We start from the raw sequence: 24,546 nt of genomic DNA on the forward strand, positions 1-24,546 counted from the left end.
AAAATTGGAGCGGGAAACGAGATTCGAACTCGCGACCCCGACCTTGGCAAGGTCGTGCTCTACCAGCTGAGCTATTCCCGCATAAGAGGGCTGTGCTTTCGCACATTAAGCGCTAGGTTATTTACTAACGCTTAATAAAAATTGGAGCGGGAAACGAGATTCGAACTCGCGACCCCGACCTTGGCAAGGTCGTGCTCTACCAGCTGAGCTATTCCCGCATAAGAGGGCTGTGCTTTCGCACATTAAGCGCTAGGTTATTTACTAACGCTTAATAAAAATTGGAGCGGGAAACGAGATTCGAACTCGCGACCCCGACCTTGGCAAGGTCGTGCTCTACCAGCTGAGCTATTCCCGCAAAAAAGGCACTTCGTTTGAAGTGGTGCGCATTTTACAAAAATCTTGGATTAACGCAACCACTTATTACGCTTTTTTTACCATCACCGGTGCAAACGCTTAAATGCTGAACACCTTTTCACGATAATAACGCAGCTCTTCAATTGATTCGCGAATATCGTCCAGTGCCAGGTGCACCCCTTTTTTCTCAAAACCATCCAGAACTTCAGGCTGCCAGCGCTTCGCCAGCTCCTTAATAGTACTCACATCAATGCTGCGATAGTGAAAGTAATCTTCTAATTCAGGCATGTATTTCACCATAAAGCGGCGATCCTGCCCAATGGTATTGCCACATAGCGGAGACTTACCCGCATCCACATAATCGCTCAGAAACGCGATGGTTTGTCTTGCTGCTTCGGCTTCATCAATCTTGCTTTCCCGGCAACGCGCAGTTAACCCACTATTCCCATGCACGCGGGTACACCATTCATCCATCGTATCGAGAATGCTGTCTGGTTGATGTACTGCAATCACCGGCCCTTCAGCCAGCACGTTCAACTGAGCATCCGTCACTATGGTGGCTATTTCCAGTACTTTGCAGGTTTCTGGATCGAGCCCGGTCATTTCCATATCAATCCACACCAGGTTCGAATCGTGCTTTGTCATAAGGCTTCCTCTGTATTGAGACATGGCATGCATGTCTGACAAACGGTATCATTAGTACAGTATACGTGAAAGTTTGTGAGAATCGTGGCCAAAAAACCAAAACTAACGCACCGACAAAAACGTCAGGTGGCTGCCAACCGCAGTAAACGCCTGAAAGAAAAAGGCAAACAAAGCGAGGCGGACCTGTCATCTCTTGAAGCCGGCAGAGTCATAGGTCGGTTCGGTAAGCATGCCGATATCGAAGATACGTCCGGCAGCGTCTCTCGCTGTCATATTCGTCGCACAATCGATTCGGTGGTTTGCGGTGATGATGTGTTGTTCAGCCGGGGCGAGGAGTCTGACGGAGGCGTGGTAAGCGGCGTCATTGAAGTTGTAAAAGACCGAAAATCCGTTCTCACACGTCCTGACTTTTACGATGGCGTGAAGCCTATTGCGGCAAACATCGACCAAATTATTATTGTCAGTGCGGTATTGCCATCCCTCTCGTTAAATATTATCGACCGGTATCTGGTCGCGTGTGAAGATACCGGCATCCAGCCTGTTATTGTGCTTAACAAAGTTGAACTGATGTCTGATGAAGAGCGGGAAACGGCTGCATCACAACTGGAAAACTATCGTTCTCTTGGCTATCAGCTGCTGTTCACCAGCTGCAAAACAGGTGAAGGACTGGATGCACTGAACGACCTGCTGAATGATCGTGTCAGCGTGTTTGTTGGTCAGTCGGGCGTGGGTAAATCCAGTCTGATCAATCAGGTTTTGCCCGATGCCGATGAACTGGTAGGCGACATTTCTGATAATTCCGGCCTTGGCCAGCACACCACCACCGCAGCCAAACTGCTTCACCTGCCAGCGGGCGGCGATCTTATCGATTCCCCCGGGGTCCGTGAATTTGGTTTATGGCATCTGCCAACCGAGCGGGTGACGTGGGGCTTTATCGAGTTTCGCGATTACCTTGGCGGCTGTAAATTCCGTGACTGCAAGCATCTGAACGATCCCGGATGTCTGCTGCGCCAGGCCGTTGAAGATGGCGAAATCAGCGCTGAGCGTTTTGCCAGTTACCACAAGATCCTCGCATCAATGGATGAGCAGCGCCCCAGTCACGCCAGCCCGCCTTAAAGTTGGAGCGAACAGGACATGTCGCTGTGGCATATCGCCGAGTGACTAATCGGGGTGGCCTTTTTGCAGGCCACAGGTTAAGCCTGATAAGAATGGCGGTGGAAAGGGACGTGACCGAAAGCTTTTCAGGGCAAGTCCTGTAGCAGGTAAATCAACAAGTCTCGTTGTCGGCATAGCTAATGCCGTGGCCGTATCCTATTAGCAGCGTGAAATTGGGTATGGCATTTTCATCACAGCCAGAGCAATCACTTTTCACTTCACAGCGTATACAACACTCACTTATGCTTTTCTCTTTTGAGCCATAATTGGAAAGTCGCAACGTAATCACACAGATAGGGTACAATCGCCGTGTCTGAACAATGGAGATATTTTCGTGCTGGATTGGTTTAAGGTAAATCTGCAATACATTTTACCAAAACACCTGCTGTCCAGGCTGGTTGGTAAACTGGCCTCAGCTGAGATGGGAAGCCTGACAACCGGGCTGATTAAGTTATTTATCAAACACTTTAAGGTAAATATGGATGAGGCATTGTATCCTCAGCCAGAGCATTACCGCACATTTAATGCTTTCTTCACCCGCCCGCTTCAGCCTGACGCCAGGCCAATAGATGAAGACGAGAATGTCATTATTCACGCCGTAGACGGTGCAGTGAGCCAGTTTGGTGATATTAATGCTGACAGCATATTCCAGGCTAAAGGACACAACTACAGCCTGACAACGCTGTTAGGCGGCAAGCCGGAGATGGCTTCACCATTTAAAGACGGAAAATTCGCTACGGTTTATCTGTCACCTAAAGACTACCATCGTATCCATATGCCGGTAGAAGGCACCCTGACCGACATGATCTATGTTCCTGGTGAGCTGTTTTCCGTAAATCCTCTGACGGCTGCCAACGTACCGGGTCTGTTTGCCCGTAACGAGCGGGTTGTCGCCTTCTTCGACACGCCTGTCGGTCGCATGGCGATGGTGCTGGTGGGCGCGACAATTGTTGCCAGTATAGAAACGGTCTGGTCAGGCACTGTTACGCCACCTGCGGGTAAAAATGTGCAGCACTGGAGCTACGAAAAAGACACCGAGTCCAGCGTAAAGCTGGCCAAAGGTGAAGAAATGGGCCGCTTTAAACTGGGTTCCACCATTGTTGTGTGTTTCGAAAAAGACGTTATTGAGTTTGATGAACTTACTGCTGGTCAGGTTACCCGTTTGGGTGAGCCAATGGCACACGTGTCGCCGGCGTCAGACAACGTCTAGATGGATCCGGTTAAACGCAGCCTGATATCGCTTCACTTCACTGTTGTCCTGCTTGGCGGGACAGCACTGTTCTCGCAGATTATTCCCCTAAATGCGACAGATATCACACTGGGGCGTTCAGTTTTTGCCTGTATCGCGCTGATGCTTTATTTATGGATCAGTGGGGAATCTTTCCGCCTTGGTTCTCGCAAAGATTATACCGTGGCAGTCACACTGGGCGTGTTGATGGCAGCCCACTGGGTCACCTACTTCGCTGCTATGCAGTGTGCCGGCGTGTCAGTGGGTATGATTGCGTTATTCACGTTTCCTGTCATCACCGTACTTATCGAACCCTTTTTTGAACGCATCAGGCTGGTATGGCAGGACTTCATTTCCGCTATCGCGGTGTTAGTCGGCATTTATTTTATTGTTCCTGAAGTGTCACTTGAGAACGATGTGACGCTGGGTGTCATCATTGGCATTTTCTCTGCCGTACTGTATTCCTTTCGCAACCTGATCCACCGCCAGCATTTTTCACACTATTCCGGTGCCAAAGCAATGGCATGGCAGATCCTGATTGTCTGTATTTGTATTTTGCCGCTGGGCAGTGAAGCGCTGATTGACGCGCCGATGAGTGCCTGGTGGCTGCTGCTTTTGCTTGGTAGTGTCTTTACTGCGCTGCCCCACGCACTGATTGCCGCATGCCTGACACATTTACGTGCTAAAACCTTCTCATTGATTGCGTGTATGCAACCGTTTTACGGCGTTATACTGGCAGTTATTCTGCTTGGAGAATCTCCCGGATGGCGAGCACTGTTAGGAGGATTACTGGTGACTTCCGCGTCCATTTACGAAACGATGAATACGCATAAACTGCATAAAAAGGAAGACGACGATGCTGATTCTGGCGCATCGGGGAGCAAGTAGAGACGCTCCGGAGAATACACTTCGTGCTTTCAGCGAAGCGTTTTCACAACATGCTCACGGGCTGGAGTTTGATACTTACCAGCTGCATCAGGATATTATTGTTTTCCATGACCGCTGGTTGCACCGCACTACCAACGGTTCTGGTCGTGTCCTCGATCAGACGCTTTCTACACTACGTTCTCTGGATGCCGGTTACGGCGAACAAATTCCGTTCTTACATGAAGTGCTGGCGTTATGTCCTGGCAACAGTATTTGTAATATTGAAATTAAACAGTTACACGATGTCGCAGCCTGGCTGCAGGCCTTCGACGAGGCGCTGCATTCCAGCCGTCTGACCACAGATAATATTATTATTTCTTCATTTAATCATCGCTGGCTGCGTGACATTAAAGCGCAGCGACCAGCACTACAGATTGGTGCGCTGACCGCCAGCTTTCCGGTAAATGGCCCTGCATTTGCGAGTGAATTAGGCGCCTATTCCCTCCATGTCACACTGGACATGATTGAAGAAAGTTATGTCCGTGAAGCCCACCAGGCAGGATTAAAGGTGCTGGTATATACCGTGGATATGCCGGATGACATGCTGATGCTGAAAAGTTGGGGAGTCGACGGGATCTTTACTAACGTACCGTCTGTGGCCCGCGCTACGCTGGGTGATTACCTGTAGGTATTGAAAGTTGCAGCGCGGTAGTGAGTTACTTGCCGTGGCCTGCCACTGCATGCGTTGAGAGCACGGTATTGCGACAGCATTTACACTGACGACATAAACGCATGTTTACCCAGTGACCGGTAATGATAAGTAACGCGCCAATAGCAATGGTGAACGGTTCGAATTCATGGCCAAAAATATCCTTGAACCAGTAAATCAGGCCACCGGTAGCAAGTAACCCCATAGGATAATATTTACCATGATAGCGGGTCGCCCCGGACAACAACGCCACGGCACCAATGAGCAGTGAGACAGACAGGATAAGACGCTCAAACCACACTTGCGCGAAAAAGGCCGAGCCGATAAGTGGCAATAATGGAATTAAGACAGGTAACGCCAGACAATGCAGCGCACACAGCCCGGAGACCCAAATCCCCAGACGATCAAGTTTTGCCGGATTGTCTTCGATATTATTCATTTCACCCTTTCCAGATAGCCCGGTGCCGGGCCAGAGACGTTATAATATAACATTTTGGGCTAATTTCAAAACCTCAACTCAAAATTTAATAAAATTAATCAATACGGAAAGGCAGGTTAAATCGCTGCGATTAAAGTGAGGTGTAATTGCGGTGCTATTGCGGTGCTATTGCGGTGCAAGTATGACCCTGCGCTTCGCCGGTTTCACTGAGGAAGGGGAAGCCGGAGAGGAAAAATAATCGTTTGCAGATATCAGTGTAATCCCCTGCTTCTCAAGCTCGGGCAACACTTCAGCAAGAAACGCCACTGACAACGGATGTGGGTGTGCAATACCGATCGCCACGCCCCGTTTCTTTGCAATACCAACAAGCTCAGTCATTTGCTGCTCAAGAAACTCCCGGGTGTGAACATGGTCCAGAAACACGTCACGCACGGCAGTCGGGATCCCCGTTTTTCTGGCAATATCCGCGGCGACTGAATCCGGTGTGGTTTTGCTGTCGATGAAGAATAAGCCTTCCTTTTTGACTGCCTGCATTAGTGCCTGCATAGGTAGTCGCTCTCTTGTCAGAAGGCTGCCCATGTGATTGTTAATCCCCATCGCATTAGGCACTGTTCGCAGGGCGTCACTCAAGGTGTCGGCAATTGTGTGTGGATACATGCCAACCGTGAGAGCACGAGGTCCAAGTTTATTTCCGTTTTCTGACTCCATGGGCAGGTGAAGCATCACATCACGGCCCTGGCGGGAGGCGCGGTCAGCAATTGTGCCTCCCAGTGGCGTATCCGGTAAGATAGACAACGTCACCTGAGTAGGCAGAGTGAGGGTTGCCAGATCAGAATGCCGGTAACCTACATCATCAATAATGATCATTACCTGCGGCTTTGCCAGCGCCAGGCCAGACCATGGCAGCAAAAAGCACAGCCACAGAACTGCTGTTTTGCGGGAAAAAGCAGGTGCTGAAAACATTGAGAAAAGACGGCTTTTATAGACGGACATTACCTGATTTATTGTTGTTGTATTCGTCACGGCAAGCATGATTTGATAGGGTAAGAATAGCAGTCTGCCGGGGACGTGAAAAGGCCATGAAACAAGAACGTCCATACCAGTGTATACTTCTTTGTAAGCAATGTTGAAGACCTCAGCACCATGGAAATAGTCACGCCTGGCGCGCGCTTAACGGGCATGATTATCACAACACTACGGATAGGTGTGAATAGTATTATGGAAACCTTTGAATTTACTCCGACTTTATTTCTGATTTGTGCGCTGGTCAGTGCAGCCATCGCCAACGCGGATAACCGAAGCCCTCTGGGTTTCTTTATTTTAGGGGGCATTGCTCCGCCGCTGGCATTACTGATTTTGGCGACTACCCGAAAAGATGAGAACAACCGAGCGGTATTTGTAAATATTATTAATGGCAGAAACGCAGAGCGACCGACGAAGCAAGACTGGATGGGATTGGTTTTCTCACTTTCCATGGGCTTTCTGGTTTTCGGTGCCATTGCTTATTTTTCCTGATAACGACAGACAGATAGAGATCTTATGACAACCACGCCTACCTCACTCATTGACACAGTCGCGCAACGCGTGGATCACGCTCACTCCCAACTGAAAAAGGCCGCAACACCACCGTATCAGACGGCCTTGGAATACAATGTTGGTCTGTCTCAGCGCCACGGCATGAACGTGTACCTGAAACACGAACATATGCAGCATACCGGCTCATTTAAATATCGTGGTGCACTCAACCGAATCTTGTCACTGGATGAGGCCAGTAAAAAGAAAGGGGTTATTACTGCCAGTTCAGGCAATCATGGTATGGCCTGTGCGATGGCGGCCAAAGAGAGCGGCGTACCGTTAACGGTTTTTGTTCCCGAGAATGCTTCACCTCTCAAAGTGAAGAAAATCAGGGCGATGGGCGCAGAAGTCATTCATGCTCCGGGTGACTGCCTGGTTGCAGAGTTAGCCGCATCGGATAAAGCCAATACCGAAGGCCTGACTTATATCTCACCGTACAATGACAATATCGTTATGGCGGGACAGGGAACCATCGGTCTGGAGATCTTTAATCAGTTGCCCGCTGTCGATGCCGTTGTGATTGCGGTTGGCGGTGGCGGACTTATCGGCGGCACCGGCGCCTGGTTGAAAGCTCACAATCCACACATCAATGTTATTGGTTGCTGGCCTGAAAATGCGCCAGCCATGGCGAAATGCCTGGAAGCCGGAAAGGTGATTGACGTAGAAGAATCAGACACCTTATCAGACGGCACTGCCGGCGGTGTTGAACCTGGCGCTGTCACGTTCGATGTATGTCAGGCCGTTATTGATAAGAAAATTTTTGTCTCCGAAGATGCTATCGCGCAGTCTCTGTACGATACCATTTTTGAAGAGCGCATGATCATCGAGGGAGCGGCTGCTGTTGCATTAGCAGCGCTATCGCAGTGTGAATCGGAGTTGGCCGGTAAGAATGTTGCCGTGGTAGTCTGCGGTCGCAATATCGCCGCGCCGGTACTTAAACGTATCGTCAATCGCGACAGCCAGGCATAGTTCGCGCAAGTGCGTTTCATGTTCAGCCAGTCGCGTGCCTTTTAACTCAGAAGCGTAACCAACTGCTCGGGTTTAAGGCTTTACCCTTGTGGCGTATCTCAAAATACAGGTTGGGAAAACTCTGGCCACCACTTTGCCCAACCAGCGCAATCGTTTCACCCCGGCTTACGGTATCGCCAGCCTGCTTAAGCAGCGCCTGGTTGTGACCGTATACACTCATATAACCCTGCCCGTGATCGATAATCGTCACCAGCCCAAAGCCTTTTAGCCAGTCGGCGTAGAGTATCCGGCCATTGGACACCGCCTGAACGGCACTGCCTTCATCACCTTCTATAACAATGCCTTTCCATTTAACCTGCCCTTGCCTGCGCTGGCCGAACAGCTTTCTGACGCGCCCTTTAGCCGGCAGTTGAAGCTGACCTTTGCCCTGCGCCAGTCCTTCTAATGTGATATTTGCCTGCTCAGCACGGCGCTGGGCTTCCTCAATGGCCCGCATTAAAGACAACTCATTCGCCTGCAGCTTTTCTACCTGGGCACTTTCAGAGCGAATTGTCGCATTCAGACGATTCAGTGTTTGCTTACGATCATCCTGACGAGCCACCAGCACTGCACGCTGCTGCTGTTGTTCTGCCAGTAGCGCTTCCAGTTCCGATGCCTTTTGCTCAAGCTGCGCCGTTACGGCTTCAAGCCGCTCAACATTATCCCGGAATTTGGTAATTTCCTGCTGGCGGGCTTTGCTCACATACTGGTAGTACGTTAATACCCGCTCGAAAGTACGGGCATCATCCTGATAAAACAACATTTTTGCATAGTCATAGTGCCCGGCCATAAACGCGCTGCGAAGCTGACTGGCCAGCAACGATTGCTGCTGAAGAATGGCAGTTTTAAGTTCAGACTGCTCTGCCTCAAGGGTTTTCTGCTCAGCACGATTTGTCTGCAACGCATTTTCCGTCTGGTTCAGCGAGCTGGCAACACGACCTATCTGCACTTCAGATTCTTTCAGTACGGCTTCAAGCTCTTCCGCTGAAGCCTGGCTTTCGGCCAGTTTTTGCTGTCTGGCTTTCAGTTCAGCCTGAAGTTCTGCTAACTGTGCTTTTTCTTTTTCCTGCGCGAAAGCGCCTGCAGGCATCATCAATGCGATGCCCAGCAACAGGGAATAAAACATACGATGATTCAGATACGGCATTTTCATCAGGTACAAGCAACAATCAGCAAACCAACGAGCATTTCAGCAGGTTTGTCGTTGTTATACAAATTATAAGGCAACGGCGTTGTATGGCTGGTTGTCTGACAGTCTGACAAGCCCTTTCACGATTTTAAAAACAGACCAGATGAATACCGCCAGCAGTATAAGCCAGCCAATCAGAATAATAGTAAGAATACCGCCAACCACACTGAGTACCAGCCCGATGATAAATACGCGGATAATGTTGGAATAGTGATCTTCGAATCGCGTGCCGCGGGCATCACCTATTTTAAGCATGGCCCAGATAGCGCCGATAAACCACAGAATGCCGGTAAACACGCCAAGCAACATGAGCACATAAGCGATTTGCGCATTTTGCTTTGCTGATAATTCTTCCTGAGACAGTTCCATAACCTATTTCCTTTAAGTGTTTCGTCTGATATTTGCAGTGTATCGGACCCCTTACCAATTGCCCAGCGCAATTAAAAGCAGAGCGCTTCTCTCAACAACGGTATGATTTTAGTACGCTTACCTGGTGTACAACGCCTGTGGCAGCTCTGCTTGTGCCTGGCAGGGACTATCCTGTTACGTACTAAACACCGTTAGGGCCTTCGAATTACCTGCGCGATATCAATAACCTGCCCGAATAAAGCAAACCCGACCCCGCACTGAAGCAATGCAGGCTGGTTTCTGCGAGAATTTTCTATATACTTTGCACTCTTTTTGTGGTCTGTAAGGCAAAGGTTAGAGGTTAATGGATCAGCTTATCGAGTTTGCAAGCAACAATATGCTGCTTGCCGGGATCTGGGCAGCATTGGTAGCAATGCTGATATTCAGCTACATCTCAGCGTGGACATCGCCGGTTAAGGAAGTGAACACACATGAGGCCACCCTGCTTATTAATAAACAGGATGCAATCGTACTGGATACGCGCCCTCAGAAAGATTATAAAGCCGGTCATATTTTAAGTGCCCGCCAGTTAAAGCCCGAAGAGATCCGGGAGAAAGATTTCAAGAAGCTTGAAAAAAATAAAGACAAACCCATTATTGTTGTCTGTGCAATGGGCAACAGTGCCCGCGGTATCGCATCATCAATGGCAAAAGCCGGATTCAGCGAAGTCTGCGTACTGAAGGGTGGCATGAACGCATGGCAAAGTGCCAGCCTGCCGGTTTCTAAATAGGGGTAACGTCAATGAGCAAAGTTGAAATCTACACCAAAGGACATTGTCCTTACTGTCATCACGCAAAAGCGTTACTGACACAAAAAGGCGTATCATTTCAGGAGTATGCAATTGACGTTCAGCCTGAATTACGCGACGAAATGATTCAGCGAGCCAACGGCGGATGGACCGTTCCTCAGATTTTCATTGATGACCAACACGTTGGTGGATGTGACGATCTGGTTGCGCTGGAACAACAACAAGAACTCGATGCAATGCTTACCCGGTAAGCGGTCACTCTGACCTTAATGCATCAATACAACATGATTAGGAAGTAACATGGCTGACGAAAATCAAACCAACAATGACGCCGCTGCTGGCCAACAAGCCCAGGCTCCACAATTTAATATCCAGCGTATCTATACAAAAGACATCTCTTTTGAATCGCCAAATGCGCCTGCTATTTTCACGAAAGAGTGGAAGCCGGAAATCAAACTGGATCTGGATACCAGCACAAACAAAATTGAAGAAAACGTATACGAAGTGGTTCTGTCTGTGACAGTCACTGCGTCTATGGGTGAAGAGACAGGCTTTTTGTGTGAAGTACAGCAAGCCGGTATTTTCCATGTTGGCGAAATGCCAGAGCAAAACAAAGCGCACACGCTTGGCTCTTTCTGCCCCAACATGCTGTTCCCCTATGCACGTGAAACTATCTCCAGCCTGGTTAACCGTGGAACATTCCCTCCGCTGAACCTGGCACCGGTTAACTTCGACGCGATCTTTGCGGCTTATGTACAAAAGCGTGCACAGCAAGCCAAAGAGAACGGTGAAGCACCGAAAATGGACGCGTAATCACGTGTCTGTGAAATCGGAATCGGTTTCGGTATTAGGGGCGGGGTCTTATGGCACCGCCCTTGCTTTTTGTCTGGCCCGAAATAATGTGCCCACCCTGTTGTGGGGACGCGACGCTGAGCATATTGAAGCGCTGGCGAGCGAACGTGAAAATGCCCGGTATTTACCGGGAGCGACGTTCCCTGACGCGCTGAAGCCAGAAGCCGATCTTGAAAAGGTGGTAACGGCGAGTCGTGACATTCTGGTAGTTGTTCCAAGCCATGCGTTTAAAAGCATGCTGGAAACTATTAAGCCGATGCTGAGCGAAGGCCAACGTATCATTTGGGCAACGAAGGGCCTTGAGCCCGGAACTGGCCGTTTCCTTCGTGACGTTGCCGTAGATGTGCTGGGTGAGGGATTTCCGCTCGCAGTCCTTTCCGGCCCAACCTTCGCGAAAGAAATGGCAGCCGGTCTGCCTACTGCAATTTCGTTATCCTCAGCAGATGACACCTTGGTATCTGACTTTGCCGCTAAGTTGCATTGTGCCAAGTCGTTCAGAGTGTATACCAATCCCGACATTATCGGTGTTCAGCTTGGTGGCGCAGTTAAAAACGTGATTGCCATTGGTGCAGGCCTCGCTGACGGACTTGGTTTCGGCGCCAATGCCCGTACCGCGTTGATTACCCGTGGGTTAGCTGAGCTTAGCCGCCTGGGCGTGAAACTTGGCGCACAGCCAGAGACGTTTATGGGGATGGCAGGATTAGGCGATCTGGTGCTGACCTGTACCGACAATCAGTCGCGGAACCGGCGCTTTGGTCTGGCCCTGGGTCAGGGCAAAAGTGTCGAGCAGGCAATTACCGATATTGGTCAGGTTGTTGAGGGATACCGCAACACGGATGAAGTGCATATTCTGGCAACCAAAATGGGCGTAGAAATGCCGATTTGTGAGCAAATCTATGAAGTCCTGTATAACGGCCGCTCTCCCAAAGAAGCGGCACTTGCCCTTCTCGGACGAGATCTGAAAAGCGAAACGGCGTAAGCTGAGTAATAAGAACAAGCGCAGAGTCTGTTTCTGCGCTTGCCTTATGCTTTGGAGAATCGCTCCCGGTAGTCTGATGGCGACAGTGAAAAGCGCCGGTAAAACGCACGTCGAAACGCATCGGCACTGCGGTAGCCGCAGGCCTCTGAGATCCGGCCTAATGACCACGGCTTCTCTACCAGTAGCTGCCTGGCATAATCCAGCCTGAGAGTTTCAATATATCTGGCCGGTGTTTCCCCCATCTGACGAATAAACTGGCGATAAAAATTTCTCTCACTCATTGCACAGTGTGCGGCAAGTTCACCGACATTCAGTTCCTTTTGCAGATTATCCAGTACGAAGCTGCTCAGTGACGCAAAGCCGGTATTGGCTTTCTGCTGAAAGCGCAACGGCTCAGAAAACTGCGCCTGATCGCCCGCCCGCCGGTAATGCACAACTAAAAAGCGCGCTACTTTCGTCGCGACCTCTGCACCAAGATCGTTCTCAATCAGTCGCAGCGCCAAATCAATGCCCGAAGTAATGCCAGCAGACGTCGCAATATCCCCGTTATCAATATAAAGCTCGTCCGGATGCACATGAATGCCGGCATAATCTGCCGCAAGGTCACCGACAAACTGCCAGTGCGTTGTCGCGTGCAGACCATCAAGAAGCCCGGCTTCAGCAAGCAGAAAAGCGCCGGTACAAATGCTGGCCATCCGTCTCACCTGCGGCTTAATTTGCTTGAGTCCGAGGCAAAGTACTCGCTGCACGTCAGGTGACCGGGAGCCAGCACCGCCCGGTATAATAAGTGTATCCAGCGACGTCAGGTCTGCCAGTACATAATCTGCCTGCATCGCCAGTCCGGACTCACTGCGGTAACTGCCCGCGCTGTCGCCTATAAACAGCAACTCGTAAGGTGAGGTCGTAATTTCACTGACAGAAAAAAAGGCTTCCATGGGGCCAACCAAGTCCTGCGCATTCATTTGATCGAACAACAGAAAGCCAATTTTTCGTTTTATCACGGGTTACTCCACCGGGGTGTGATGCATTTCAAGCAGGATGGTGTAGGTATCAGGTGCCTCTTCGGGCACTACGGATACCTGATGCGTCCATTCCCTCATGGCATTGATACCTCGCCAGCGCATCATGCCGGGAGATGATTTGGTCACTGCTTCCCAGTCGTCATGCACTGCCATCGCGTCTTTATAGCGCTGCTGCAATTCTGCGGCCGATACCGGGGTTTTTGCCGTGTACGCGGTTTTCCAGTCTGCGGTATCACCAAATGAGTATAAACGCTCAAATCGGATCCCTTCTGGCCAGTCGTACTGGTTATCCGGAAAGTATTGATCTGCCATAACAGCGCGAACGAAACCGCCGTCAGGGTCCCAGTCATACTCGATGTGCAATGCCACGGACCGCGCTTTTTCTTCACCCGACACTTCACTGACCAAATGAAGAGAGGCGTCGATACCGGATGACAGTCCTGCAGAAGTGATCACTTTCCCGTTATCGACAAACCGCTTTTCCCGTAACACGGTAATTGCCGGATAATTTTTTTCAAACGCGTCCATGGCACCGTGAAACGTTGTCGCAGATTTATTATCTAACAGTCCAGATTCAGCAAGAATATGTGAGCCGGTACACACAGACAATATGTACTTGTTTTGGTTTTGCATCGCCTGCAACCAGTGCTGCACTTCTTTGTCCGCCATGACCTCATGGGTATCGCCACCGGGAACCAGAATGGCGTCGGCCTGAGGCATGGTTTTGAAAGAATAGCGGGGGGTCACGCTAAGACCCATTGCGGTGGTAATCGACTCACCTGATTCGGAGACGGTGAACACGTCGTAATCGGCCTGACCGAATACTTCGTATGGGGCTGCAAAATCAATTATCTGCACCTCATCGAACATTAGAATGGCAACCGTAAACGGTTTTTCTTCTGCGTAAGTAAACGGCGCAAGCAGAAGCAGTACAGCGGCCAGCCAGAAGCGGGATGTCACGTGATTTATTATAGTCATTTGTGGGTGTCCAGTTGGTGTTTTCACGCATAGAGTGTACGCAAAACCCACCCTGGCATAATGACACAGATCAGACTATTTATGCCACCTCAAAGAACCGTCTTCCAAAATCTCATAGGGTTTCGCACCACCTTGCAGACAAAGCGGAAGCAGCAAGGGCGCTTAACGCGCCCCGTCATACCCGAGCTGACGCCAGCTTTCATACACAAACACCGACACGGCATTAGAAAGATTCATACTGCGGCTGTCCGGAAGCATAGGGATCCTGACTCGCTGCGCTGGCGGCAGTGCGTCAATAACATCATTCGGCAATCCCCGGGTTTCCGGACCAAACAACAGCGCATCGCCTTTTTTGTACTGAATATCAGAATGAAAGGCCTTTCCCTTAGTCGTGCACGCGAACACTCTTGCAGGTTTCTCGTTTTGCAGATAGTCCTCTAAGGACGCATGGCGCTTCACATCAGCAAACTCATGATAGTCAAGACCAGCGCGACGCACCCGCTTGTCGTCCCAGTCAAAGCCAAGGGGTTCAATCAGATGAAGATGAAATCCGGTATTCGCGCAAAGGCGGATGATATTACCGGTATTCGGGGGAATTTCTGGCTGATAGAGGACGATATCCAGCATGGCAAGGGCTCTTACTATTTCGATGCCGCCAAGGATAGTGTGTTGTGATCTTGCTGGCAATAGAACGCTGAGCGCAGCGAGCCCTTCGAACACGCTGATAAGTTGAAAATCGGCTGGTAAAAACGCATTTGTGCCGCATTAGCTCAGACGAATGACGCTACGCTTGTGCATCCGTGTATTGCAACGTTGCGCTGTCAGCGCGGTCACCTTGCAACGCACTTGCGCCTTTACGCTACCGGCTAACGCGGACCTTATCAGGTTCTGAAGCCGGCTGCGCGGTAGATGAGGCTGCAACGCTGGTCGTGGCAATAGGCGTGACGTTGTCCGGTAAGGGTGATGCAGACACAAATAAACCATAAGCATCATACAATGATTGATCACCGGTTCGCGCCTGCAGTGGCATTGTTAATAAGGTTAAGACATTCATAATACATCCTGAAAAAGTCAGCACATCGAAAACATGCTCTGTGACAGCGTATTCCGCAAATGCGCTGACATTTAACGGAACTCTGAGTATCGCTTTTTACATAGGATGCAGTTCCCATACCTGCTTTACAGCAGATATGGGGAGGGGAACAGTAAATTCTGCCCGGGCTTACATATCAATAAGTTATCTGAACCTCAGGCAAGCAGGCACGATAGTCATGCCGATATTTATGCGTCGTCAGAAGCCTGACTCTGTAAGAATGACATGGCCCGTTGCAACACCGGAGTGCGTAATGCATCTGATTCGGTGAAAAGCTCATGGTAACCGCCACTGACAATATCCACGGTGGCATTGGGCATAGAGGCAGCGACGCGTCGCTGGCGTTTGTTATCGATAATTTTATCTTCGTCTGCACTGAACAACAGCACAGGCAGCAATACGTGCGCCGCCTGCTGCTCAATCGAGTCCATCGCGTCCTGCGCCGCGCGCAACCACTCTGTCGTAACGCCGCCTAACTGGATACGTTTATCTTCATCATACAATTCGCGGAACAGGCGGTAACGCACCTCACTGTGGGTCAGTGTATTAATGGCATAGGGATAGGCCACGTAAGGCGTCTGACCAAAGAAATAACCGGAATCTTTCTTTCGCAGACGATTTAAAGTCAGGCCGGCAGAAATCAGAGTATTGGCCAGCCAGTCCGGTAACGCAGGCTTCACACCAAACATTGGGGAAGCCAGCACTGCGCGCTCAAATACCTCCGGCGCTTTTAACAGCGTCAGCGTGCCAATCGCCCCACCCATAGAGTGGCAAAGCAAAGTCAGGGGACCCTTGCTGTTTGGCCTGACAATATCGTCAACAAAGGTCAGCAGGTCTGTCACATAGTCGTCGAAGCTGTGCACGAAGCCGTGTTGCGGATCATGGGTCATTCTTCCCGACAGCCCCTGGCCTCTGTGGTCCGGGATAAAAACGGCAAAGCCGTTGTGCCACAGGTCGTAAATCAGTTCTTTATATTTAAGTAACGATTCAATGCGTCCCGAGCTGATAACCACTGTGGTATGCGCGTTTTCCGGTACGCACCAGGCATAATGCACCGTGACGCCGCCTTCCCCGGTAAACTCTCCCGTTGTGACCTGAGTCTGCCAAAACGGATTTATCGTTGTTGCCAGCTTCTCTACCAGCTCTGATTCAGTGGTTAATATCCAGTCCATACTACTTTGAGTCCAATGGAAAACGAAAAGTCACGCACAATCCTCCCCCCTCTCGGGGCCGGGCCTGTACGCTGCCATCATGCATATGTGCAGCGGCTTTTGCAATTGCGAGTCCGAGTCCAACGCCACCGGATGCACGGTCTCTTGCCTGCGTGGTTCGATAAAACGGCGTAAAAATCTGTTCACATTCCTCCGCCGTCAGTCCCGACCCGTCATCACAAACGGCAATCTCCCAGTAAGTGTTTTTCACGGAAACGGTAACATCAACGCAGTGGCTGGCATAATGAATGGCATTTCTGAGAACATTTTCTATGGCCCGGCGAGCCATTTCCTTATCAACATTCACGGTTTGCGACGGTATCTGAGCAACGTTTACCTGCTTATTGATATTTTCTGCCTCAAACCTGGCGTCACTACACAACGCGTTTAATAACGCATCTAACGTTACAGGCTCACGCTCGGTTTTGTGACTTTCCGCCCGGGTGAGGTGCAGCAGTTGCCCAATTAGTTCATCCATACGTTCGGATTCACGTTCTATACGGGTGAGCGTGTCACTGTCGATATTCTGTTGCCAGGCTAACCCTAAGGCCATCTGCAAACGGGCCAGCGGCGAGCGCAACTCGTGAGAGATATCAGCAAGCAGGCGCTGCTGTGCAACCCACATTTTCTCCAGGTGTGCCGCCATCTGATTAAAATCACGACTAAGCTGGCCAATTTCATCCTGACGTTTGCTGGCATCGTCGATTCTCACGTGCCAGTTACCTTCAGCCAGTTGCCGGGCACAGCGCTGCACCTGTAACACCGGTCTCACGAGGTGACGGGCAAATAAATAGGAGAGCAGCATAGTGATTACCAGAGCCACTACAACTATGGAAAACAGCAACGTGCTGTTGTCTGCGTCCCGATTCGGTCGCACCACAAATAATGCAATTTCTTTCCCATCGTAAGTCAGACGTTGCGGCCCCACTATCCGGCTGCCGCGATTAACCAGCGCAATGGGCGCTTGCTGAGAGACTAACCGGCGGATCCGCAACTGTTCTTTCGGCCGCAACCTGGGCCCACTACCCTGAATCACAGTATTGGACTGGCGCTCGACCGCCACCAGCATCGTTCTTTCCTGCCTGCTGATTCGCTCCAGGGCAAACCGGAGCGGCGGCATTCGGCGCGCGGTTTTCAGCCTTTCAGCCGCATTTTCCAGTACCGCAATCTCTTTCTCTTCCGGGGTACTGACTTCAACATTGTCAATAAACGTACGCCCAATCCATACCGCGACTACTGCTGCTATCAAAAACGTTGCCCAGAACCACAGGAAAACACGTCCGACAACGCGGCGGGCAGGGTTAAAAAATGAATATCTGGTCACGATGATACCTTCATCAGATACCCGGCGCCCCGGATCGTGCGAATTTTCTCATCGGATGCAATAACGGCGATTTTCTTGCGAAGGTTACTTACATGCATATCAATACTGCGATCGAATGCCATTAGCTTCTTCCCCAGCGCCTTCAGACTGATATCTTCTTTGGTCACCAGATTTCCCGCCTGCAACATCAACAGTCGCAGTACAGAAAACTCCGTCGCGGTCAGTGTGATGGGAACATGGTTTACCTCAACAGCCTGACGACTGTTGCTAAGCAAAATGCCGTTAACGATAATATCCTGTTGATGTTGCGCTGCCGTCGTGAATTCCTGGCGTCTGAATATCGCTTTGATTCTTGCAGCGAGCTCGCGGTGATTAAAGGGCTTGGGTAAGTAATCATCGGCACCCAGCTCCAGACCAAGAATGCGGTCATAGTCATCCCCTCTTGCTGTTAGCATCAGAACCGGCGTGCTATGGCTCACCCGAAGCTGCTTTAACACATCGAAACCGTCCATCTGCGGCATCATCACATCCAGCAGCACCAGATCATAATGCGACCCCGTCGTCGCTTCGGCCAGTCCCTTTGCGCTGTCGTTCCTCACCGCTACATCATATCCCATGCCCTGAAGGTAAGCCTGCAGCATCTGGGTAAGTTCCTCGTCATCATCGATAATAAGTATGGACTGATTCACTTCCTCTACACCCATTTTTGTTCCGTACCGGGGACGTTAACTTTGCTCATTTACAGACTCATTGCTTTGGAGATTGTTCACGACATTATTCAACCAGAGTGCGTTTTCCCTTTGCATCACAGCATCAGGGAAGAATCGAATTAATCTGTGCTAGCGCAGGAATACAACCCGATAGCTACAGACTTGCTCGCTTCACCTATAGAATACGCCGTCGTGCATCATTAAGACAAAACTCTTAAGACGTCTTTACACAAGCTTTACATAACCCTGACCCTTCTTTGCATTGACCTGGCGTAAGCTCTTCATCGTGTTGAGTTGTTCAACACCATTACAGGAGACGAACAATGAAAAAGACTATCGTTATCGCCGTTGCCGGTGTACTGGCGTTAAGCAGCAGTATTGTCGTTGCCGGTCCGATGCACGGACCTGACAGCGAGATTAAACACATGCTGCGTTCCCTTGACCTTACCCGTGAGCAGAAACAGGATATCCGAAAGCTGATTCAGGAGCATCGTCAAGACGTGGCGCTTACACGAACAGGCGAGCCGGGACGCAACGGTATGTGGCAACAGCAGACCAGCTTCGACGAAGACACTTTCAGGGCGAACCTGGCCGCACGCACAACCACGAAAAGAGCGCTGCGATTCGAGCGCGCGGAACTCAGACACACTATCTATCAGTTACTGACCAGCGAACAGCGGAATGCGCTGGAACAACAGGACATCGAGCGGCATCAAAAGCGTTCTGCAAAACGCGAAAAACATGACGAGAACCGGCTTCCCCGTGCTTTTGGCAGACTCTCTCTGACTGACGATCAAAAAGAGACGCTGATTTCGCTGCAAACCGACTATTCCGATGCGTCAGCAAACAACCGGGCCCTGATGAAAGCCTTCAGGACAAAAGAAAAAGCGCTTATCCGTAGTGATAAGTTCAGCGAAGAAACATGGAATGCACTGGCGGATGAATACCAACAGGATATGACCGATGCCATGGTAGCTCACGCGGAACATAAAGCCAGTATGCTGTCGGTACTGGATGACAATCAGCAGCAGGCGTTATTCGCTATGCGTGATGAGCGTAAAGACAGGCACGATCGCGGTAAACCCCATCGCAGATAACACCTGTAAACGCATTAGCCGCTATCGTCAGATTGTTGTAAACCTGCTGAGTTTGCAACAATCTGCTATGAACGTGCTTTTGATGCTATCTGAGATTGCAGGCGTACCCTGTTTAACACCACAACACTGCGGCGGGCATGCCGGTTCAGTTTCCGGTGACCTTATTGAGAAACACATTATGCAACGCGTCGGCGTCGTCGAGCATCCGGTAGTTCAGCAAATGCCCCAGCCCCTCATAGTGCAAATGTTCGCAGCTTCCCTCACGTACCTTATTCATTCGTAAACACACCTGAGACGCCATGTCCCCTGATGGCCAGATATCATCCATGCCTCCCGTCATCAAAGTGACAGCGGCTTGTATATTTTCAACAGCAATATCGGCTTCACCTCCATCCTCACGATTTTCCAGAGACTGCGAATACAGATCCAGCAATCCGTTTATTTTACCTGAGGGCCTGAAAGGGATGTGCGTCAGGGGTTTGCCGCCTTCGCTCCAGCTTGAGTCTGGTACCGCTGTCCAGTCGTTCATAATGCCAGCCCAAACCACATTGCTTGGTGCAATCGCCACTACCCGGCTGACTTCAGAATGCTTACTGGCTAGCAATAGTGCAAGTTCGGCGCCTTTTGACCACCCCACGATGATCACGTTGTCTGCATTGTTACTGCGTTGCTGTATCCACGACATTGCATCGGAAAAATACTCAAGAGGAATAAGCTCAAGTTCGTCAGGCAGTCCATCAGCTTTGAAATAGCCAAGCGCCAAAACCGGGTGACCGGACTCGACCACTGCGTCGGCAAATTTGGTGGGAATTCCTCCTTCAGAGCCGCCTAACACTAACACCGGCGGGTTATTTTGCGATGAGGTGCCGGGATAATACTTGCCGGTGAAGGGTACCTTATCAGGAGATTTTTCCTGAGCATGTACCGCAACACACCAAATCGCTCCAGCGCTCAACAGAATAATGAGTCTCGCTAATTTCTTCATATCATCGTATCCATACGGGTGAAGTAGTGCACTTAGCGTACCCCGACTGTGCTGATATTGTCATGTTTACTGAGTCCCTTTTGTTAAGAATAACGGGAGCAGACACTACTTCCCGTAATCTGGCTTTATCGGGTGGTAGTCATCCGATAAAAACAGCGGTGAGGTCACCATAAGATCCGCGGTCGCCGGGGTACAAGCCACGGGTACATTCCATACTGAGCACAATCTCAGCAACGCTTTTACATCAGGATCATGCGGCGCAGGATTTAACGGGTCCCAAAAGAAAAACAGCGCGTCCAGTTTGCCCTCCGCAATCAGCGCCCCAATTTGCTGATCTCCCCCTAACGGACCACTTTTAAACCGGGTGACAGATAAACCGGTATGCTCAGCTATCATTCCTCCGGTTGTGCCGGTGGCAACAATGTCGCACTTTTGCATTACCTTGATGTGATTTTTTACCCACTGCAATAAATCGCTTTTCTTATGATCATGGGCAACCAGTGCAACCGTAGCGGTTTTCATTGTGTCTCTCTTCCTGTAAGTATGTGGACGTCAGGCAACGCCGCACCTATGTTATTTATCGTACTGTATTTGTCATTGGTTTCACATTCGCTGTTCCGGTCGCAAACGATGCGAACAACCGCGATAAAAAAGGTACCGGTTTTCCCCCTGCCAACCTATAAACTTTTCGAGGCGACAAGATGTAAAACAGCGCTTAGATTTTATCAGGCCACCTGTGAGCACCAGAAAAGCAGGGACAGCACACTCTTCATCGAAGTAGCATAGTTATTTGCCAGCACAGGAACTCAGTTTCAGTTTTCTTTTCTGCCTTGTCAACACACTGTAACAACGGTCTGATTAACTAAGTTCACGCCCAAGACGAGAAATAATTATTTATTTTTATTGCATAATTATTCCATATCATTAAACTTGCACATGGTTTAGATTTCTTCAGATATTCATCCATACTTTAAGGACGGTTCATCTGAATATCAGAAGACAGAAACAGGACACAGGAATGACACAGTTATTCGGCTCAACAACAGCTGATAGCAACACACAGATTTACTCTCCCCTGGCTGGCTACACATTGCATTGCCCGCGACGATCTGGCGCGTATTTGCAGTTGCGGTAGCACACTTTTTACCTTTGTTTTGTGGTAGCGGTTAAGGCTGATGGAGAATGCCCTAGCCAAAATACAAAGGTAAAAAGTGATTTTTTTCACTTTCCCCTTAGTCAGTCAAAATTATGATCAATGTTTCTATTATTGGTGCCAGTGGTTATACCGGCGCACAGCTTATTCAGTTAGTTCATCAGCATTCAGAAATGAACCTGATCCATACCTTCGTGTCCGAAAACAGTCACGATGCCGACAAGCCAGTATCGTCGTTGCATGGTGGCCTGGCACATCTGCCGTATATGCTTACCCCACTCTCTGATGCCTGGCTGGAAACGCTTAGCCAGACAATGGATTTGGTATTTCTGGCTACGCCACATGAGGCCAGCCACGACTGGATGTCGGTACTAAGTGCTGGCAAGGCCCGAGTCCTTGATTTATCCGGCGCATTCCGATTAAAAGACACCGATGTATTTGCCTCTTTCTACGGCTTTGAGCATACCGCTAAGGCGAGTCTGGATAAGGCTGTATATGGCCTTGCTGAGTGGTACGAAGATGCGATTAAAGACGCCAGCATTATTGCGGTTCCCGGCTGTTATCCCACGGCCTCATTGTCGGCGCTGAAGCCGCTTGCTGATAAACAGCTTCTGGATAACACGGTGCGTCCGGTCATTAATGCCGTCTCTGGCGTCAGTGGAGCGGGCAGAAAAGCCAGTCTCACCACCAGCTTTTATGAGGTTAGTTTGCAGGCTTATGGTGTACTGGGACATCGCCATACGCCAGAGATAGAAGCGTATCTTGGCACGCCGGTTATTTTTACGCCTCATCTGGGTAACTTTAAGCGGGGTATTCTTGCCACTGTCACGGTAAAACTTAACCCCGGCGTAACCAGCGCTGCGCTGAGCGATGCGTTTACCAGAGCTTATGCTGATGCGCCGCTGGTCAGGCTACGCGACGCCATGCCAAAAGTAGATGATGTTGCCTACACGCCATTTGTCGATCTTCACTGGAAACTGGATGAGCAGTCTGGTTATGCTGTGATAAGCGCAGCCATTGATAACGTTATGAAAGGAGCTGCCTCCCAGGCGATTCAATGTGCCAACCTGATGTGCGGTTTTGACATTTCAAAGGGACTCGTCGCGTAATGAAAAGAACACCTATCGTCATTAAGGTTGGCGGCGCATTGCTGGATGACAAGGCGGCAGCGTTAACCTTGCTGAAAAGCATCAATACGGTAACAGAAACACGTCCGGTTGTGCTGGTGCACGGTGGCGGCCCCTTGGTTGAAACACTGATGGCCAGCCTCGGCCTTGCCAGCGCCAAAATCGACGGGCTGCGGGTAACGCCTGATGAACATATGCCGTTTATCTGTGGAGCCCTCGCCGGCAGTGCAAACAAATCTTTGTGCGCTATCGCTATCGAAAGCGGCTGCACACCTGTGGGCTTATCACTGCTGGATGGCAATATGGTGTCCTGCCAGCCGATGGAAGAGAAATTCGGTGCAGTGGGTACCCCTTCCGCCGAAGATGCATCGTTATTGAAGTCGGTTCTGTCGCAGGGGTTGCTGCCCGTGATCAGTTCAATTGGCAGCAGTGCTCAGGGGCGACTTCTGAATATCAATGCCGATCAGGCTGCTACCGTTATTGCGCAACTGATCCAGGGTGAATTATTGCTGTTATCCAACGTTGCCGGTGTACTGGATGGTGACAAGCAACTGTTAAACAGCCTGAACGCCCGGGACATTGCCACCCTGAGTCAGGAAGGCGTGATTACTGATGGAATGAAAGTCAAAGTTGACGCCGCGCTGCTGGCTGCAAACTCACTTTCACGTCCGGTCACAATTGCCAGCTGGGGCTCACCCATTCCCGAAATTCTCACTAACACCACGGGCACACGTGTACTGCCCGACACTGACCTGTCAGGAGACGTATCATGAAACAGGACTTACTCACATTTTCCGACTGGACGCCCGAGGCAATGAAAAACCTGTTGTCACTGGCCGTAGAAATAAAGCAGTCGCCAGCCAGCTTTGCCAATATTCTGGCAGGCAAGTCCATTGTTGCCTTATTCGAGAAGCCGTCTCTGCGCACCCGCGTCAGCTTTGATATCGGTATTAACAAACTGGGTGGTCATATGGTGTATCTGGACAGTCAGGCCGGGAAGCTGGTTGGCCGGGAAGATGCCGTCGATATGGCAGCGAACCTCGCTTGCTGGGCAGATGCGATTGTGGCCCGGGTTTACTCACACGATACTTTACTGCAGTTCAGTGACGCTTCCCGGGTACCGGTAGTGAATGCCCTGTGTGACAAATACCACCCGTGTCAGGGACTGGCAGACTATCTGACCCTGTTCGAACAGTTTGGTAAGACCGAAGGCCTGACCATGGCGTACATTGGCGATGGCAATAACGTCACCCACTCGCTGTTAATTGTCGGCGCATTGCTTGGATGCAATCAGGTGGTTGTAACGCCTGAAGGTCATGAAGCCAACGCGGATATTGTTGCCCATGCTAAAGCCATTGGCGAGCAAACCGGTGCCAGCATTACCGTAAGCAACGATGTCAGCGCAGCAAAAGGCGCGAACGTCATCTACACTGACACCTGGCTATCGATGGGGGACGATACTCCACTGTCGGCAATCAAAGAGAAATTTATGCCCTATCAGGTTAATGAAGACCTGATGGCAACAACAGGCGCGACACATGTGATGCACTGCCAGCCTGCCCATCGCGACCTGGAAATAACCGGCTCACTCATCGACAGCGATGCTTCTCTGCTCATGCAGCAGGCCGAAAACAGAATGCATGGCCAAAACGCCATTTTAACCAAATTACTCAGCTCCTGAGAGGACAGA

Annotated in this window: 28 protein-coding genes and 3 tRNA genes; 14 read left to right on the forward strand and 17 right to left on the reverse strand. The window is 50.3% G+C overall.

Annotation, left to right across the window (positions count from 1 at the left end):
* Window positions 1-5 precede the first annotated feature (5 nt).
* The 4 genes from JKP77_RS00005 to orn form a co-directional block, all read right to left on the reverse strand.
* Window positions 6-81 (reverse strand) — tRNA-Gly (locus tag JKP77_RS00005).
* 61 nt (window positions 82-142) lie between these two features.
* A tRNA-Gly gene (locus JKP77_RS00010) sits at window positions 143-218 on the reverse strand.
* A gap of 61 nt (window positions 219-279) precedes the next feature.
* Window positions 280-355 (reverse strand) — tRNA-Gly (locus JKP77_RS00015).
* Window positions 356-453: 98 nt separating this feature from the next.
* A complete protein-coding gene (gene orn / locus JKP77_RS00020) occupies window positions 454-999 on the reverse strand; it encodes an oligoribonuclease (protein ID WP_218309159.1) in 546 nt (181 codons plus the stop codon).
* 84 nt (window positions 1,000-1,083) lie between these two features.
* Here orn and rsgA point away from each other — a divergent pair, with 84 nt between their 5' ends.
* The 4 genes from rsgA (at window position 1,084) to JKP77_RS00040 (ending at window position 4,937) form a co-directional block, all read left to right on the forward strand.
* Entirely contained in the window at window positions 1,084-2,115 is a 1,032-nt protein-coding gene (gene rsgA, locus JKP77_RS00025) for a small ribosomal subunit biogenesis GTPase RsgA (protein ID WP_218309160.1), read from the forward strand.
* 373 nt (window positions 2,116-2,488) lie between these two features.
* Window positions 2,489-3,364 carry an archaetidylserine decarboxylase gene (gene asd, locus JKP77_RS00030; RefSeq protein ID WP_218309161.1) on the forward strand — a complete coding sequence of 292 codons (876 nt, stop codon included), beginning with the start codon at window positions 2,489-2,491 and terminating at the stop codon, window positions 3,362-3,364.
* Window positions 3,365-4,270, forward strand: a complete 906-nt coding sequence (locus JKP77_RS00035) for a DMT family transporter (protein ID WP_218309162.1) — start codon at window positions 3,365-3,367, stop codon at window positions 4,268-4,270.
* A complete protein-coding gene (locus tag JKP77_RS00040; protein ID WP_218309163.1) occupies window positions 4,239-4,937 on the forward strand; it encodes a glycerophosphodiester phosphodiesterase in 699 nt (232 codons plus the stop codon). Before JKP77_RS00035 ends, JKP77_RS00040 begins: the two co-directional genes overlap by 32 nt.
* A 28-nt stretch (window positions 4,938-4,965) precedes the next feature.
* Here JKP77_RS00040 and JKP77_RS00045 read toward each other — a convergent pair whose 3' ends face one another.
* Together JKP77_RS00045 and JKP77_RS00050 are read right to left on the reverse strand one after the other, a co-directional pair.
* Window positions 4,966-5,397, reverse strand: coding sequence for a MerC domain-containing protein (locus JKP77_RS00045; protein WP_218309164.1), 432 nt, complete (start codon window positions 5,395-5,397; stop codon window positions 4,966-4,968).
* Window positions 5,398-5,562: 165 nt separating this feature from the next.
* Window positions 5,563-6,495: a divergent polysaccharide deacetylase family protein gene (locus tag JKP77_RS00050; protein ID WP_218309165.1), complete on the reverse strand. Its 933-nt coding sequence runs from the start codon at window positions 6,493-6,495 to the stop codon at window positions 5,563-5,565.
* A 45-nt stretch (window positions 6,496-6,540) separates the two neighbouring features.
* Between JKP77_RS00050 and JKP77_RS00055 the strand changes: the two genes are divergently transcribed.
* Complete coding sequence (locus JKP77_RS00055) at window positions 6,541-6,912, forward strand: hypothetical protein (RefSeq protein ID WP_218309166.1); 372 nt, start codon at window positions 6,541-6,543, stop codon at window positions 6,910-6,912.
* 24 nt (window positions 6,913-6,936) lie between these two features.
* Complete coding sequence (locus JKP77_RS00060) at window positions 6,937-7,941, forward strand: threonine/serine dehydratase (RefSeq protein ID WP_218309167.1); 1,005 nt, start codon at window positions 6,937-6,939, stop codon at window positions 7,939-7,941.
* Between the two features lie 46 nt (window positions 7,942-7,987).
* On the opposite strand, the gene JKP77_RS00065 is transcribed toward JKP77_RS00060, so the two are convergent.
* Together JKP77_RS00065 and JKP77_RS00070 are read right to left on the reverse strand one after the other, a co-directional pair.
* Entirely contained in the window at window positions 7,988-9,106 is a 1,119-nt protein-coding gene (locus JKP77_RS00065) for a murein hydrolase activator EnvC family protein (protein ID WP_246601005.1), read from the reverse strand.
* 90 nt (window positions 9,107-9,196) lie between these two features.
* Window positions 9,197-9,538: a DUF4870 family protein gene (locus JKP77_RS00070; RefSeq protein ID WP_218309168.1), complete on the reverse strand. Its 342-nt coding sequence runs from the start codon at window positions 9,536-9,538 to the stop codon at window positions 9,197-9,199.
* 343 nt (window positions 9,539-9,881) lie between these two features.
* On the opposite strand from JKP77_RS00070, the gene JKP77_RS00075 reads away from it, so the two are divergent.
* The 4 genes from JKP77_RS00075 to gpsA are packed head-to-tail and all read left to right on the forward strand — an operon-like array spanning window position 9,882 to window position 12,156.
* Complete coding sequence (locus tag JKP77_RS00075) at window positions 9,882-10,307, forward strand: rhodanese-like domain-containing protein (protein WP_218309169.1); 426 nt, start codon at window positions 9,882-9,884, stop codon at window positions 10,305-10,307.
* Window positions 10,308-10,318: 11 nt separating this feature from the next.
* The gene (gene grxC, locus JKP77_RS00080) at window positions 10,319-10,576 is read left to right on the forward strand and encodes a glutaredoxin 3 (protein WP_218309170.1); all 258 of its coding nucleotides are present in this window, start codon (window positions 10,319-10,321) and stop codon (window positions 10,574-10,576) included.
* Between the two features lie 49 nt (window positions 10,577-10,625).
* Entirely contained in the window at window positions 10,626-11,138 is a 513-nt protein-coding gene (gene secB, locus JKP77_RS00085; RefSeq protein WP_218309171.1) for a protein-export chaperone SecB, read from the forward strand.
* A 10-nt stretch (window positions 11,139-11,148) separates the two neighbouring features.
* Window positions 11,149-12,156 carry an NAD(P)H-dependent glycerol-3-phosphate dehydrogenase gene (gene gpsA / locus JKP77_RS00090; protein WP_338024825.1) on the forward strand — a complete coding sequence of 336 codons (1,008 nt, stop codon included), beginning with the start codon at window positions 11,149-11,151 and terminating at the stop codon, window positions 12,154-12,156.
* A 44-nt stretch (window positions 12,157-12,200) separates the two neighbouring features.
* Here gpsA and JKP77_RS22635 read toward each other — a convergent pair whose 3' ends face one another.
* The 7 genes from JKP77_RS22635 to JKP77_RS00125 form a co-directional block, all read right to left on the reverse strand.
* A complete protein-coding gene (locus tag JKP77_RS22635) occupies window positions 12,201-13,157 on the reverse strand; it encodes a GlxA family transcriptional regulator (protein WP_218309173.1) in 957 nt (318 codons plus the stop codon).
* A gap of 3 nt (window positions 13,158-13,160) precedes the next feature.
* On the reverse strand, window positions 13,161-14,156 hold the full coding sequence (locus tag JKP77_RS00100; protein ID WP_218309174.1) for a DJ-1/PfpI family protein: 996 nt from the start codon (window positions 14,154-14,156) through the stop codon (window positions 13,161-13,163).
* A gap of 162 nt (window positions 14,157-14,318) precedes the next feature.
* Window positions 14,319-14,783 (reverse strand): tRNA (uridine(34)/cytosine(34)/5-carboxymethylaminomethyluridine(34)-2'-O)-methyltransferase TrmL, encoded by a 465-nt coding sequence (gene trmL / locus JKP77_RS00105; RefSeq protein ID WP_218309378.1) that lies wholly within the window; start codon window positions 14,781-14,783, stop codon window positions 14,319-14,321.
* 232 nt (window positions 14,784-15,015) lie between these two features.
* Window positions 15,016-15,210: a hypothetical protein gene (locus JKP77_RS00110; protein WP_218309175.1), complete on the reverse strand. Its 195-nt coding sequence runs from the start codon at window positions 15,208-15,210 to the stop codon at window positions 15,016-15,018.
* A gap of 227 nt (window positions 15,211-15,437) precedes the next feature.
* Complete coding sequence (locus tag JKP77_RS00115; RefSeq protein WP_218309176.1) at window positions 15,438-16,421, reverse strand: alpha/beta fold hydrolase; 984 nt, start codon at window positions 16,419-16,421, stop codon at window positions 15,438-15,440.
* Window position 16,422: 1 nt separating this feature from the next.
* Window positions 16,423-17,784 (reverse strand): ATP-binding protein, encoded by a 1,362-nt coding sequence (locus JKP77_RS00120; protein ID WP_218309177.1) that lies wholly within the window; start codon window positions 17,782-17,784, stop codon window positions 16,423-16,425.
* Window positions 17,781-18,488, reverse strand: a complete 708-nt coding sequence (locus JKP77_RS00125; RefSeq protein ID WP_218309178.1) for a response regulator transcription factor — start codon at window positions 18,486-18,488, stop codon at window positions 17,781-17,783. Before JKP77_RS00125 ends, JKP77_RS00120 begins: the two co-directional genes overlap by 4 nt.
* Window positions 18,489-18,817: 329 nt before the next feature.
* On the opposite strand from JKP77_RS00125, the gene JKP77_RS00130 reads away from it, so the two are divergent.
* The gene (locus JKP77_RS00130; protein ID WP_218309179.1) at window positions 18,818-19,591 is read left to right on the forward strand and encodes a Spy/CpxP family protein refolding chaperone; all 774 of its coding nucleotides are present in this window, start codon (window positions 18,818-18,820) and stop codon (window positions 19,589-19,591) included.
* A 145-nt stretch (window positions 19,592-19,736) separates the two neighbouring features.
* Here the strand turns inward: JKP77_RS00130 and JKP77_RS00135 are convergent, their stop codons facing one another.
* Window positions 19,737-20,576 (reverse strand): acyl-CoA thioester hydrolase/BAAT C-terminal domain-containing protein, encoded by an 840-nt coding sequence (locus tag JKP77_RS00135; RefSeq protein WP_218309180.1) that lies wholly within the window; start codon window positions 20,574-20,576, stop codon window positions 19,737-19,739.
* A gap of 105 nt (window positions 20,577-20,681) precedes the next feature.
* Entirely contained in the window at window positions 20,682-21,098 is a 417-nt protein-coding gene (locus JKP77_RS00140) for a methylglyoxal synthase (RefSeq protein WP_218309181.1), read from the reverse strand.
* A 726-nt stretch (window positions 21,099-21,824) separates the two neighbouring features.
* Between JKP77_RS00140 and argC the strand changes: the two genes are divergently transcribed.
* The 3 genes from argC to JKP77_RS00155 are packed head-to-tail and all read left to right on the forward strand — an operon-like array spanning window position 21,825 to window position 24,537.
* Window positions 21,825-22,838, forward strand: a complete 1,014-nt coding sequence (argC, locus tag JKP77_RS00145) for an N-acetyl-gamma-glutamyl-phosphate reductase (RefSeq protein ID WP_218309182.1) — start codon at window positions 21,825-21,827, stop codon at window positions 22,836-22,838.
* On the forward strand, window positions 22,838-23,629 hold the full coding sequence (gene argB, locus JKP77_RS00150) for an acetylglutamate kinase (protein WP_218309183.1): 792 nt from the start codon (window positions 22,838-22,840) through the stop codon (window positions 23,627-23,629). Before argC ends, argB begins: the two co-directional genes overlap by 1 nt.
* Entirely contained in the window at window positions 23,626-24,537 is a 912-nt protein-coding gene (locus JKP77_RS00155; RefSeq protein WP_218309184.1) for an ornithine carbamoyltransferase, read from the forward strand. The genes argB and JKP77_RS00155 overlap by 4 nt, the downstream gene beginning before the upstream one ends.
* Window positions 24,538-24,546: the final 9 nt, after the last annotated feature.

Source organism: Alteromonas antoniana (genome assembly GCF_019249295.1).
GTDB lineage: Bacteria > Pseudomonadota > Gammaproteobacteria > Enterobacterales > Alteromonadaceae > Alteromonas > Alteromonas antoniana.